Annotated in this window: 13 protein-coding genes; 4 read left to right on the top strand and 9 right to left on the bottom strand. The window is 72.0% G+C overall.

Annotation, left to right across the window (positions count from 1 at the left end):
- Positions 1–17: 17 nt before the first annotated feature.
- Together AB0927_RS36780 and AB0927_RS36775 are read right to left on the bottom strand one after the other, a co-directional pair.
- The gene (locus tag AB0927_RS36780; RefSeq protein WP_366672186.1) at positions 18–1424 is read right to left on the bottom strand and encodes an FAD-binding oxidoreductase; all 1407 of its coding nucleotides are present in this window, start codon (positions 1422–1424) and stop codon (positions 18–20) included.
- A gap of 10 nt (positions 1425–1434) precedes the next feature.
- Positions 1435–2100, bottom strand: a complete 666-nt coding sequence (locus AB0927_RS36775) for a rhomboid-like protein (RefSeq protein ID WP_366672185.1) — start codon at positions 2098–2100, stop codon at positions 1435–1437.
- An 87-nt stretch (positions 2101–2187) separates the two neighbouring features.
- Here AB0927_RS36775 and AB0927_RS36770 point away from each other — a divergent pair, with 87 nt between their 5' ends.
- Both AB0927_RS36770 and AB0927_RS36765 read left to right on the top strand, forming a co-directional pair.
- Positions 2188–3294, top strand: a complete 1107-nt coding sequence (locus tag AB0927_RS36770) for a right-handed parallel beta-helix repeat-containing protein (protein WP_366672184.1) — start codon at positions 2188–2190, stop codon at positions 3292–3294.
- Positions 3295–3352: 58 nt separating this feature from the next.
- Positions 3353–4417 carry a methyltransferase gene (locus AB0927_RS36765; protein WP_366672183.1) on the top strand — a complete coding sequence of 355 codons (1065 nt, stop codon included), beginning with the start codon at positions 3353–3355 and terminating at the stop codon, positions 4415–4417.
- Between the two features lie 128 nt (positions 4418–4545).
- Here the strand turns inward: AB0927_RS36765 and AB0927_RS36760 are convergent, their stop codons facing one another.
- The 7 genes from AB0927_RS36760 to AB0927_RS36730 form a co-directional block, all read right to left on the bottom strand.
- Positions 4546–4869, bottom strand: a complete 324-nt coding sequence (locus AB0927_RS36760) for a TcmI family type II polyketide cyclase (RefSeq protein WP_366672182.1) — start codon at positions 4867–4869, stop codon at positions 4546–4548.
- 42 nt (positions 4870–4911) lie between these two features.
- Positions 4912–5391: an SRPBCC family protein gene (locus tag AB0927_RS36755; protein WP_366672181.1), complete on the bottom strand. Its 480-nt coding sequence runs from the start codon at positions 5389–5391 to the stop codon at positions 4912–4914.
- A gap of 1 nt (position 5392) precedes the next feature.
- Positions 5393–5647: an acyl carrier protein gene (locus AB0927_RS36750; protein ID WP_111583914.1), complete on the bottom strand. Its 255-nt coding sequence runs from the start codon at positions 5645–5647 to the stop codon at positions 5393–5395.
- 21 nt (positions 5648–5668) lie between these two features.
- Positions 5669–6913 carry a ketosynthase chain-length factor gene (locus tag AB0927_RS36745; protein WP_366672180.1) on the bottom strand — a complete coding sequence of 415 codons (1245 nt, stop codon included), beginning with the start codon at positions 6911–6913 and terminating at the stop codon, positions 5669–5671.
- Between the two features lie 7 nt (positions 6914–6920).
- A complete protein-coding gene (locus AB0927_RS36740) occupies positions 6921–8180 on the bottom strand; it encodes a beta-ketoacyl-[acyl-carrier-protein] synthase family protein (RefSeq protein WP_366672179.1) in 1260 nt (419 codons plus the stop codon).
- The gene (locus tag AB0927_RS36735; RefSeq protein WP_366672178.1) at positions 8177–8635 is read right to left on the bottom strand and encodes a cupin domain-containing protein; all 459 of its coding nucleotides are present in this window, start codon (positions 8633–8635) and stop codon (positions 8177–8179) included. Before AB0927_RS36735 ends, AB0927_RS36740 begins: the two co-directional genes overlap by 4 nt.
- A 75-nt stretch (positions 8636–8710) precedes the next feature.
- A complete protein-coding gene (locus AB0927_RS36730; protein WP_366672177.1) occupies positions 8711–9799 on the bottom strand; it encodes a SchA/CurD-like domain-containing protein in 1089 nt (362 codons plus the stop codon).
- A 211-nt stretch (positions 9800–10010) separates the two neighbouring features.
- Between AB0927_RS36730 and AB0927_RS36725 the strand changes: the two genes are divergently transcribed.
- Together AB0927_RS36725 and AB0927_RS36720 are read left to right on the top strand one after the other, a co-directional pair.
- The gene (locus AB0927_RS36725; protein WP_366672176.1) at positions 10011–11651 is read left to right on the top strand and encodes an FAD-dependent monooxygenase; all 1641 of its coding nucleotides are present in this window, start codon (positions 10011–10013) and stop codon (positions 11649–11651) included.
- 289 nt (positions 11652–11940) lie between these two features.
- Positions 11941–13000, top strand: a 1060-nt coding sequence (locus AB0927_RS36720) for a chromosome condensation regulator RCC1 (protein WP_366672175.1), incomplete at its 3' end; no start/stop codon positions are given.

Raw genomic sequence — 13000 nt, 5'->3', positions numbered from 1 at the left:
GGCCAACCCGAGCGGCCTCAGTTCCGTCCCGCCACCCAGTCCGCCGCCCTCGCCAGGCGCGACGACTCCGTTCCCGGGTGGAGGCGTTCGCGGTGGTCGGCCGTGTGGTAGGTGGCGTACATGCCGTGGACGCCGAGCCAGCGCAAGGGCTCGGGCTCCCACTTGCGGACCTTGTGGCCGACCCAGGGCAGGTCGGTGAGTTCGGTGCGGCCGCCCTGGCCGGAGTCCCGCTGGACGAGGTCGCGCAGGGTGCGGGCGGCGAGGTTGGTGGTGGCGACGCCGGAGCCGACGTAGCCGCCGGCCCAGCCGAGGCCGGTGGAGCGGTCGAGGGTGACCGTGGCGCACCAGTCGCGGGGCACGCCGAGGACGCCGGACCAGGCGTGGGTCACCGCGGTCCCGGCCAGGGACGGGAAGAAGCGCACCAGGATGTCCCGCAGCGCCTCGACGGTCGCCCGCTGGGTGCGGCCGTCGTTGTCCGTGCGGGAGCCGAAGCGGTACGGCACCCCGCGTCCGCCCAGCGCGATCCGGTCGTCGGCGGTGCGCTGCGCGTACATGTAGGCGTGCGCCATGTCGCCCAGCGTCTCCCGGCCGTCCCAGCCGATCGCCGCCCACTGCTCCTCGGTCAGCGGCTCGGTGGCGATCATCGAGGAGTTCATCGGCAGCCAGGTCCGCTTCTGCCCCTTGAGGGAGGCGGTGAAGCCCTCGGTGCAGCGCAGCACATAGGGGGCGCGGACGGTGCCGTAGGGGGTGACGGCGTGCTTGGGGCGGATCTCGGTCACCGGGGTCATCTCGTGGATCACCACGCCCAGCGCCTCGACCGCCGCCGCCAGGCCCTTCACCAGCTTCACGGGGTTCAGCCGGGCGCCGTGCGGGGTCCAGGTGGAGCCGACGGCGTCCGCGACCCGGATCCGCTCGGCCGTCTCCCGGGCGCCGTACAGCTCCCGGTCCTTCTCGCCGTACGACAGCTCGTGCTCGTGGAACGCCTTCAGCCGGGCAAGCTGGGCCGGGGTGGTGGCCACCTCCAGGACGCCGCCCTTGTGCAGGTCGGCGTCGATGCCCTCCGCCCCGGCGACCGCGATCACCTCGTCGACGGTGTCGTTCATCGCCCGCTGGAGCCGCATCGCGGCCTCGCGGCCGTGCAGCCTGGCGTAGCGGTCGCGGCCCGCGATGCCGTTGTACAGCCAGCCGCCGTTGCGGCCGGAGGCGCCGTATCCGCAGAACTTCTGCTCCAGGACGGTGATCCGCAGGAAGGGCGCGGCCTTCTTCAGGTAGTACGCGGTCCACAGGCCGGTGTATCCGCCGCCGACGATCACCACGTCGGCCGTGGCGTCCCCGGGCAGCGGTTCGCGGGCCGGCGGGAGACCGTCGTCCGCGTACCAGAAGGAGATGCCACCGTTCACGACACTGTTCGCCGAGCTGCTCATGGCCGGGAACCTAACCCTTGAGCGCGGTCAGTGTCTCCTTCGGATTCCATGCTTTTCCGCGGCCTCTGGTCAGCGGATAGCAGGCCAGGCCGATCAGCATCCCGAGGAAATGCCCGATGTCGGTGAAGGTGGGCGACTGCGCCAGCGGGAGGGCGAAGACGACGAGGACGACGGCGAGGTAGGCGTAGCGCCAGGGGGTCGCGATGCGGTAGACGAGGACCGCGACGACCCCGGCCAGGGCGTAACTGACGCCGATGTCCAGGGTGTTGACCGCCGAGTGCGGGGCGATGCCGTCCCGGATCGCCTTCAGCAGCAGCCCCTCGCTGACCAGGGACGCCAGCACGTGGGCCGCCGCGCACACCACGAGCCAGCGGGCGGTGCCGAGCCAGCGCTCGGCCGGGGCGTGGAAGACCGTGTACAGGAACGCGTACGGCAGCCAGCGCCCGCCGTCGATCCACATCGCGCTGGAGACCAGCACCCGCAGCGGGGTGCGGGACAGCTCGTGGATGTTGGTCGACCTGCGGCGCAGGAAGTGCTGCTCGAACCCGGGCGACATGTGGTGCACCGCGACGGTGGTGACGAACAGGACCGCCAGCCAGACGTAGGCGCCCGGGGCACCGCGGACGTAGCCCGCGACCGCCCCGAGTCCACGGCGGAGGTGGCCGGCCCGGGTCACCTCGCCAGTATGCGTTCCCCCGCGCTGACACGCCGCCGGATGGCCTATCCGTACAAGTACGGATTATTCGGTCATAACGTACCCGATATGAAGAGATGTCACATGGCTTATGCCGCCAGCGCCGTCGCGGCACTCGTCGGCACGGGAATCGGACTGGGCGCCTCCCCCGCGGCGGCCCTCCACCAGACCCTCTTGGTCCGCCAGGGTGAATCGATCCAGAACGCCGTGAACAGGGCGCAGCCGGGCGACACCGTACTCGTGCTCCCCGGCACCTACCGGGAGAGCGTCACCATCAGCACGCCCGGGATCACCCTGCGCGGGCTGGGCGCGAGCACGGTGATCGAGCCCGCCGCGAAGACGGCGGCGCCGGGCACGGCGTCGAAGACGGACACCAAGGCCACCAAGAGCTGCGCCGAGGGCGGCAACGGCATCTGCGTGATCGGCACCAAGACGAAGAACGTCGAGGGCGTCACCGTCGCCGACCTGAAGGTGACCGGCTTCAGCCGCGCCGGGGTGTTCGGCATGGCGACGGACACCATGACGGTGCGCCGCGTGCAGGCCGTGGAGAACGCCGTGTGGGGCATCGCCCAGGAGCGGTCCGTGCGCGGTCACATCACGGACAACTACGCCCGGGGCAACGGCGACGCGGGCGTCTTCCTCGCCAACACCATCACCGAGGAGGCCGGCTCCCTCGACACCGAGCGCGCGGTGATCGACCACAACCGGCTGGAGGACAACCGCATCGGCGTCACCGTACGGCGCCTGCGCAACCTCACGGTGGCCGAGAACTACATCGTCGGCAACTGCGCCGGTGTGTTCGTCGTCGGCGACGAGAACAAGCCCAAGGCCGGTGCCCTGGAGGTCGCCTTCAACGACGTCACGGCGAACAACAAGTACTGCCCCAAGACCGAGCGGCTGCCCGCCCTCCAGGGCTCCGGCATCGTGCTGACCGGCACCGAGAAGACCCTGGTGGACGGCAACCGGGTCACCGGCAACGCGGGCGACTCCCCGCTGTCCGGCGGCATCGTGCTGTTCAAGAGCTTCGTCGGCGTCACCAACGACCAGAACCGCGTCAGCGGCAACGCGCTGGCCGGCAACGCCCCCGCGGACCTGGTCGACACGGAGACCAAGAGCCTCGGCAACACCTTCGACCACAACGCCTGCCGGGTCTCCAAGCCCTCAGGCCTGTGCTGACCGCCCGACCACTTCCCCTGCTGGACCGACGCAGGCCGAGAACGAAGGAAGCCGGCAGATGACCACCGCTGAGACGGCACCGCCGAACCGGGCCACCTCCCAGGCCCCGCCCGCCCCGCCCCCGCCGATGCGGCTGCGCGAACTCGTCTTCGGCGCGGCCCTGTCCGCCGCCGTACGGGCCGCCGCCCGCCTCGGCGTGCCCGACGCCCTCGGGGACACCCCGCAGAGCGCCGAGGCCCTCGCGGCCGCGGTCCACACCGAGGCCAAGCCGCTGCGCCGCATGTTGCGGGCCCTGGCCTGCTACGGCGTCTTCACCGAGCGGCCCGACGGCACCTTCGCGCACACCGACATGTCCCGGCTGCTGCGCGAGGACGCCCCCGACAGCCTGCGCGCCATCGCGCTGTGGTGCACCGAACCGTGGACCTGGGCCGCCTGGCCCAAGCTGGACGAGGCGGTGCGCACCGGCCGCAACGTGGTGGAGGGCCTGTACGGCAAGGAGTTCTTCACCTACCTGAACGAGGACGCGCCCGAGTCCGCGGACGTCTTCAACCGGGCGATGACCCGTTCCAGCGAGCAGTCGGCACGGGAGGTCGCGGCCCTGCTCGACCTGTCCGGCGCCGCGTCCGTCGCCGACCTCGGCGGCGGCCAGGGGCATGTGGTGGCCTGCCTGCTGGACAAGTACCCGGCGATGCACGGCAGTCTGCTGGACCTGCCCCGGGTGGTGGAGAACGCGCTGCCGAGGCTGCGCGAGGGCGGCGACCTGGCCGGCCGCGCGCAGATCGTGCCGGGCGACATCCGGGAGGCGATCCCGGTCAAGGCGGACGTCTACGTCATCAAGAACATCCTGGAGTGGGACGACGAGAGCACGGCCCGGCTGCTGCACAACGTCGTCCGGGCGGGCGGGCCCGGCACCCGGGTCGTCGTCATCGAGAACCTGGTCGACGACACCCCGTCGATGCGGTTCAGCACCGCGATGGACCTGCTCCTCCTCCTCAACGTCGGCGGGGCCAAGCACACCACGGACAGCATGGTGAGCCGGCTCACCGCGGCGGGGCTCGCCGTGGACACCGTCCGGCCGGTCAACCCGTACCTGCACGCGTTCGAGTGCCATGTGATCGGCTGAGCGCGGCCGTACACGGGCCGTCGGCCGCCGGATCCGCGGTGCAGCGGATCCGGCGGCCGACGGCCGTCCGGCGGGGCTCAGGGCCCGGTGGGGCTCAGGGCCCGGTGGGGCTCAGGGCCCGGTATGGCTCAGGGGCGCTCCCACAGGTAGAAGCGGCGCGCCATCGCGTCCTTGGGAGACCGCCAGGTCTCCGGGTCGTACGCGCTGACGTATGCCGTCAGCCGCTCGCTGACGTCCCTGAACTCGGGGTGCTCGGTGACCTTGGCGATGGCCGGGCCCGGTTCGCGCTCGGACTCGATGAGGTGCATGTACACATCGCCGAACTGGAAGAGGCTGCGCCGGGTGACGCCCACGAGGTGCGGCAGCTCCCCCCGGTCGGACTCCTCGAAGATCTTCGCGATGTCGGGGGCGGAACCCGGGGCCATCCGGGCGACGATCAGGGCCTGGTGCACGGTGTTCGTCCTCTCCTCGTTCCCTTCCGTCCCGATGGCCGCTCAGTCGGCGAGCGCCGGGGCCGGCCGCTGTCCGGCGGCGGCCTTCTCGATCTTGTCGCGGATCAGGGCGAGCTGGACCTTGGAGTTCTTGTTGATGTTGTCGGTCATCCACTCGTCGTCGACGGGGGCCTCGGGCTTCATCGCGAAGTCCTGCGTCCACACCATGCGGGTGCCGGCCGGGACCTCCTCGTAGGCCCAGTGGATGTCCATGTGGGCGAACGGCCCGGTCTCCACCCGGCGGGCCCGGACGGTGCGGGTGGCGCGGTCGGGCTCGCGCTCGGAGACCCAGCTCCAGACGGTGCCGTTCTCGTCCGGGTGCATGGTGAGCCGGAAGGTGGTCTTCTCGCCCTCCCGCTTGAGCACCTCGACGGCCGCGTACTCGCTGAAGAGCTGGGGCCAGCGCTCCAGGTCGTTGGTCATGTCCCAGACCAGGTCGAGGGGGGCCGCGATGGTGATCTCGTTCCGGGTGTGTCCTGCCATGTCAGGCTCCTGCCATCAGCGTGTTGTTGACGAGGTTGAGGAACTGCTGGGGGGTCTTGCAGCGCTCGGCGTCCACCGGCATCGGGGTGCCGTGCTCGTTCTCCAGCTCGCCGACGATGCCGAGCAGGCCGAGCGAGTCGACGCCGAGGACGTCGAAGCCGGTGTCCGGCTTGTCGTTGAGCTGCTCGGGGCTGACGGTGACACCGGCCGCCTTCTTCATGAGGGCTGCGAGTTCTTCGACGGTGATCTTGGACATTGCTCTCCTCCTTCGCTGTGTTCACCGCGCGCTGGGGTGCCGCAGCACCAGCGCCGAGTTCGACCCCATGAGGCCGCGGCTGAGGACCAGCGCCGTGCGCGTCTCGGCGACGCGGGCGCGGCCCGTGACGAGGTCGAGGTCGTGGCAGACGTCGTGGACGTTCGGGGTCGGCGGGATCAGTCCGTGCTCCATCGCGAGCACGGCCGCGGCGGTGTCCAGCACCGGGGCCGCGCAGTAGCCGCGGCCGGTGCCGGTCTTGGGGGCGGTGACCGGCACCCGTGCGGCGCCCGCGCCGAGGACGTCGGCGATGGCCAGCGCCTCGGCCCGGTCGGCGGCCGGCACCCCGAGGGCGTCGGCGAAGACGACGTCGACCTCCTCGGGCGCGCACCCGGCCTCGGCCAGCGCCTGCCGGATCGCCTGGGCGAGGCCCGCGCGGGACTCCGCCCAGCGGGAGGCGCCGGTGAAGGTGGCCGCGTGCCCGGCGACGTAGGCCCGGATGTCGGCACCGCGCTCGCGGGCGGCGCCGGCGGCCTCCACCACGAGCATCGCGCCGCCCTCGGCGGGCACGAACCCGCACGCCTCCTTCGTGAACGGCCGGTAGGCGCGCCCCGGTTCGCTCTCCCGGCTCAGCTCCTCGTAGCCGAGCTGGCAGACCACCGAATACGGCGCGAGCGGCGCCTCGGTGGAGCCGGCCACGATCACATCGGTGCCTCGCCGTACCGCCCGCGCCGCGTGCGCGAGGGCATCCAGGCCGCCGGCCTCGTCGGAGGCGACGACCGAGCAGGGGCCCTTGAAGCCGCGGCGGATGGAGACCTGGCCGGTGCTCGCGGCGTAGAACCAGGCGATGGACTGGTACGGCCCCACGAACCGGCTGCCCTTGCCCCACAGCCGCTGGAGCTCGCGCTGGCCGAACTCGCCGCCGCCGGAGCCCGCGGCGGTGACCACGCCGATGGAGTACGGCGACTCGGCGGTGTCGGCCGGGCCGAGCCGGGCGTCGGTGAGCGCGAAGTCCGCCGCGGCCATGGCGTAGTGGGTGAACCGGTCGGTCTGGACGAGGAAGCGCTCCTCGATGGTGTCCGCCGCGTCGAAGGCGCGGACCTCGCCGGCCACCTTCAGCGGCAGCCGCTCACAGCCCTCGCGGGTCACCCGGTCCAGGACGCTGAGGCCCTCGTGGGTGGCCTTCCAGAAGGTGTCGGTGCTGATGCCGTTGGGCGCGACCACGCCGATGCCGGTGACGGCCGCGCGCCGGTCCTGGGGTTCGCTCATCGTGTCCTCACTCCCTCGGCCGGGTCAGGATCACCGCGGACTGGAAGCCGCCGAACCCGCTGCCCACGGAGAGCACGCTGGTCAGCTTCCGCTCGCGGGCGGTACGCGGCACGTAGTCGAGGTCGCACTCGGGGTCGGGTGTCTCGTAGTTCGCGGTCGGCGGTACGGCCTGCTTGGCCAGGGCCAGGACACAGGCGACCAGTTCGATGGCGCCGATCGCCCCGAGGGAGTGGCCCACCATGGACTTGATGGAGCTCATCGGGGTGTCGTAGGCGTGCTGCCCGAGGGCCCGCTTGACGGCCGCCGTCTCGTGACGGTCGTTCTGCCGGGTGCCGGAGCCGTGCGCGTTGACGTAGTCGATCGCCGTGGGGTCCAGCCGGGCCTGGTCGAGGGCGGTCGAGATGGCCCGCGCCATCTCCAGGCCCTCCTTGGTCAGGCCGGTCATGTGGTAGGCGTTGCCGAAGGTCGCGTAGCCGCCGAACTCGCAGTAGACGTGCGCGCCGCGGGCCCGTGCGTGCTCCAGTTCCTCCAGGACGAGCACCGCGCCGCCCTCGCCCATGACGAAGCCGTCACGGTTGTTGTCGAAGGGCCTGGAGGCGTGCGCGGGGTCGTCGTTGTTCGGTGACGTGGCCTTGATCGCGTCGAAGCACGCCATGGTGATGGGGGATATCGGGGAGTCCGACGCACCGGCTATGCAGATGTCGGCCCGGCCCTCCTGGACGGTGTGGAAGGCGTATCCGACGGCGTCGAGGCCGGAGGTGCAGCCGGTGGAGACGGTCTGCACCGGGCCCTGGGCGCCGAAGCGTTCCGCCACCGCGGAGGCCGCGGTGCTCGGGGAGAACGCCCGGTGCAACTGGGGCTCCGCCCGCTCGTGGTCCACGTCCCAGCGCTCGCCGCCGTGGCTGACCAGCACGTAGTCGTGCTCCAGGCGGGTGGTGCCGCCGACCGCGGTGCCCACCGACACCGCGATGCGCCACGGGTCCTCCCGCTGGAGGTCGAGGCCCGAGTCGCGGACCGCCTCGTCGCCCGCGACCAGGGCGAACTGGATGTAGCGGTCCGCCCGCTCGGTCTGCCCGGCGTCCAGGCCGTGCGCCACCGGGTCGAAGTCGCACTCGGCCGCTATCCGCGACCGCAGCTGTGAGGGGTCGAAGAAGGTGATGCCCCGCGTCGCGGTCCGGCCGTGCGCGAGCAGGTCCCAGAACGCGGGGGCGCCGATGCCGCCCGGGGCGACGATGCCTATGCCGGTGACCGCCACGCGCCGGGTCATGACCGGACCCCTCCGCGGTCGGCGCCCGCCCCGGCCGGCTCGGTCGCCACCGTGGCCGCGCCGGCCACCGGGGTCTCCTCGGTGTCGACGTGCCCGAGCTGCGGACGCGGCGCCAGCGGGCCGAGGTGGAAGACCAGCCGCGCCTCCACGTTGCCGACGTTGCGGAACCGGTGGCGCATGTCGATGGGGATCATCAGCCCCTGCTCCGGGCGAAGCACGTGCGGCTCGCCGTCCAGGTCGACCTCCAGCTCGCCGCAGACGACGTAGACGAACTCCTCGGAGTAGGGGTGGTAGTGCTCACCGATGCGGTCGCCGGGCTGCACGATGGCCACACCCATGAAGCCGCTGGTGGAACCGACCGTGGCCGGGGTGAGCATGGCGCGCAGATCACCGCCGCGCCGCGTGTTGGGCTCGACCTCGCTGAGGTCCACGATTCTCGGACGGGGTTTGATCACGACGTTCCTCCGGTGGGTGTGATCGGGCTTCGGTGGGTGTGATCGGCTTCGTGGCGGCGGCCGGCGGGCCGGTGCTCAGACCGCGGGCGAACGGCGGTCGGTGACCAGCTCCATGCGGGCGGGCTCGCCGGCCAGCAGCTCGCGCATCTCCGCGGCCCGCGCCGCGTCCCCGGGCAGCGGTGCCACGTCCGCGCCCTCCTCGGCGAGGTCCACCAGCCGCACCACGACGTCCTCGCGCTCGAAGACCGTGCTGCGCAGCACCCGGCCCGCCGGCTCGTCGGTGGCCGCCGAGTCCAGCTCGGCGAGCAGCTCCGCGAGCTTCATCCCACGCCCCGGCCGGGCCGGGTAGTACAGGGCCCGCCGGGTGCCCTCGGGCCGGTCGTCCGCCATCACGTGGTGCACGGCGGGCAGCGCCGCACGGGTGAAGAACAGCCGGGCCGACTCCTGGTCGTCCAGGTCGCGGTCCTGCTCCAGGTAGGGGTTGATCGCCTCCTCGACGGCCCGCACCTCGGGCGAGCGCGCCACATGGCGCAGGGCGGCCAGCAGGTCACCGCGCACCTCGATGGCGCGCACCACCCGGTTGCCGTGCATGAACAGCGAGGTACGCAGAAGCCGCGTGGAGTCGTCCACCCGCGGATCGGGGGCGGCGTAGTCGGCGAGCAGCCCCGCGACCTTGTCCTCGGTGCCCGGCTTGACGGTGAAGGTCAGCGCGTGCCGGATCACGCCGTCACCGATGCGCACCTCCGTCTGGAGCCGGCCACGGGCGACCGCGTCGGTCTCGTAGGCGCGGCCGGTCTCGCGGACGATGTGGAAACGCAGCGAGCGGGTGTTGCGCACGCAGGAGTGCAGCGGCTCCACCATCCGCACGTGCTCCTCGCTGTTCACCCAGGTGAGGAACGGCGGGGCACTCTCCCACTCGCTGGTGATGAGCCATTGGGATGGATTCTCGATGGACTGGCAGAGTTGGTCGCTGACATGGCCGGGCACCGACGCAACCTGGTTGCACAGCTGCTCGTACGCCTCCAGGAACTGCTGCTGCGCGCCGTCGTAGACGTCGACCAGCAGGACGACCCGAAGCCGCGAGCCGTCGAACACGGACTGGGAGACACGCTTCGACGCCTCGCGTGCCGGTGCTTCTGACAGACGTTCAGAGGTGGTGGTCATGGTGCGGACATCTCCTTGGCGGGGGATCTCGGGTGCGCCGGTCACCGCCGTGACGCGACGTCAGCGCTTCTTGATCCTGTGCCGGTGGGCGTAAGCCCGCGACTCGTAGGAACCACGCGGGTGATCCCGCGCGCAAATGGCCCCAATAACGGCGATAGCGGGCATGAGACTCACAGGCGCCCCGCACGCACCCCTGCCTCTGGAGGCCTCGATGCACCACACAGCCGACCACCGGGTTCCCGTCCTCATCGTGGGCGGCTCTCTGGTGGGCCTGTCCACATCCCTCTTCCTCGGCCGCCTCGGCGTACGCCATCTGCTCGTGGAGCGGCACTCCGGGACCTCGCACCACCCGCGCGGACGCGGCAACAACGTCCGGACGATGGAACTCTTCCGGGTGGCCGGCATCGAGCCGGACATCAAGGCGGCGGCCTCACTGCTCGCCGACAACCACGGCATCCTGCAGACCCCGTCCCTGGCCGGCGACGCCGGCGAGTGGCTGTTCAAGGAGATCGACCCCGGCGGCGGCCTGAAGAAGTTCAGCCCCACCGCCTGGTGCCTGTGCAGCCAGAACGACCTCGAACCCGTCCTCGTGGACAGCGCCCGCGAACTCGGCGGCGACCTGCGCTACCACCACGAGCTGGAGTCCTTCGAGCAGGACGCCGACGGGGTGACCGCCCTCGTCCGCGACCGGTCCACCGGCGAGCGCTACACCGTCCGGGCCGACTACCTCGTCGCCGCCGACGGCCCCCGCAGCCCCGTCCGCCGCGCCCTCGGCATCGGCCACAGCGGCCCCGGCGACCTGTTCGCCAACGTCAGCGTCACCTTCCGCTCCACCCGGCTGGCCGAGGTCGTCGGCGACCGCCGCTTCATCTGCTGCTACCTCACCCACCCCGACGCCGACGGCGCCCTGCTCCCCATCGACAACAAGGAGCACTGGGTCTTCCACGCCCCCTGGCACCCGGAACTCGGCGAGTCCCTGGAGGAGTTCACCGAGGAACGCCTCCAGCGGCACATCACGGCCGCGGTCGGCGCGCCCGGCCTCGATGTGCGGATCACCGGAACGGCCTCCTGGCGCGCCGCCGAACGGGTCGCCGACTCCTATTCGGCGGGCCGGGTCTTCCTCGCCGGCGACTCCGCCCACGAGATGTCCCCCACCGGCGCGTTCGGCTCCAACACCGGCATCCAGGACGCCCACAACCTCGCCTGGAAGCTCGCCGCCGTCCTCGACGGCTGGGCCGGTCCCGCGCTCCTCGACACCTACGGCGCCGAGCGCCGCCCGGTCGCCGTCGCCACCAGCGCCCGCGCCTCCGCCCGCTCCGTCGAGCACAGCCACCCCGGCTTCGCCCCCGCCCCCGGCGTCGGCGGCGCCAAGCGCGGCGGCATCCTCAACATCGTCCTCGGCTACCACTACCCCCAGGGCGCCGCCCTCGGCACCGACCCCGAGGCGCCGGTCGTCCCCGACACCCTCTCCCTCACCGGCCGCCCCGGCACCCGCGCACCCCACCTGTGGCTGCGCCAGGCCGCCCGCCGCCTGTCCACCCTCGACCTCTACGAACGCTCCATGGTGCTGCTCACCGACGCCCCGGACGACGCGGGCTGGCACGACGCCGCCCGGCGCGTCGCCGCCACGGACGGGGTACGGCTCGACGCCTACCGGATCGGCCCCGGCGGCGACGCCGACCTGATGTACGACACCGAGGGCGACGACTGGGCCGAGCTGCACGGCGTCGGCACCGACGGCGCGGTCCTCGTCCGCCCCGACGGCTTCGTCGCCTGGCGCGCCCAGAGCGCCTCCCCCGACCCCCAGTCGACCCTCAGAGACGCCCTGAAAGCCGTACTGCGCACGACCTGACCTGCGCAGGCGCTCGGCGCCGACTGCGTGCGCCACGTACGGGGCCGCCGTTGGAGGGAACGACCGTCAACGCCCTCACGATCATGGACCGTGAGGGCGTTGACCCAGGTAGAACCCCGCGGTGGCCAAGTAGCGGTATGGGGGCCTCCGACCGGGGGGTCTCGGGTTGCGGACCGGGGTGTCGTCCGGTAGAGGCCGTGGGCAACCCGTAGATACGAGGATCGTGAAAGCTTCTTCGTATCCCATGGGATCGCGGCTGGGAGGCCGTGCGCACGCCGCCCTGACGGCTGTGCTCGCCACGCTAATCGCCGCACTGTGCCTGACCGGACTCGCGGCCCCGCCCGCGAGCGCGCAACCGTCCCCGCCGACCGGCACCGCGCTGGCCTGGGGGTGGAACAGCGTCGGTGAGTTGGGGAACGGCACCAACACCACCAGCAGCACGCCGGTCCAGGTGCACCTTCCCGCCGGCACTCAGGCCACCGCCGTCGCCACCCGCGACTTGCACAGTCTGGCGTTGACATCCGACGGCCGCGTCCTCGCCTGGGGCCTCAACAACAGCGGGCAGCTGGGGGACGGGACCACCACCGACCGCAACACGCCCGTCTTCACGGATCTCCCCGCCGGCACCACGGTCACCGCCATCGCCGCCGGCAGCGAGCACAGTCTGGCGCTGACGTCGGACGGCCGCGTCCTCGCCTGGGGGAGCAACTACTACGGGCAGCTGGGGGACGGGACCACCACCGACCGCAGCACGCCGGTCGAGGTACACCTCCCCGCCGGTGCTCAGGTCACCGCCATCACCGCAGGCTATTACCACAGTCTGGCGCTGACGTCGGACGGCCGCGTCCTCGCCTGGGGCCGCAACAACGACGGGCAGCTGGGGGATGAGACCACCACCGACCGCAGCACGCCGGTCGAGGTACACCTTCCCCCCGATGCGCAGGTCACCACCATCGCCGCAGGCGGTTTCCACAATCTGGCGCTGACGCCCGACGGCCGCCTCCTCGCCTGGGGATACAACCGCGACGGGGAACTGGGGGACGGGACCACCACCAACCGCACCACGCCCGTCTACACGGATCTCCCCACCGCCACCACGGTCACCGCCATGGCCGGCGGCGGCCAGCACAGTCTGGCGCTGACGTCCGACGGCCGTGTCCTCGCCTGGGGCCTCAACCTCAACGGAGCCTTGGGGGACGGGACCACCACCAACCGCAGTACGCCGGTCGAGGTGCACCTTCCCGCCGGTGCTCAGGTCACCGCCCTCGCCGGCGGTGGTTACCACAGTCTGGCGCTGACGTCCGAGGGCCGCGTCCTCGCCTGGGGGTACAACGTCTTCGGGCAGTTGG

The organism is Streptomyces sp. NPDC048106 (assembly GCF_040706415.1).
Classification (GTDB): domain Bacteria; phylum Actinomycetota; class Actinomycetes; order Streptomycetales; family Streptomycetaceae; genus Streptomyces.
This window is presented reverse-complemented; position numbering and strand designations above follow the sequence as displayed.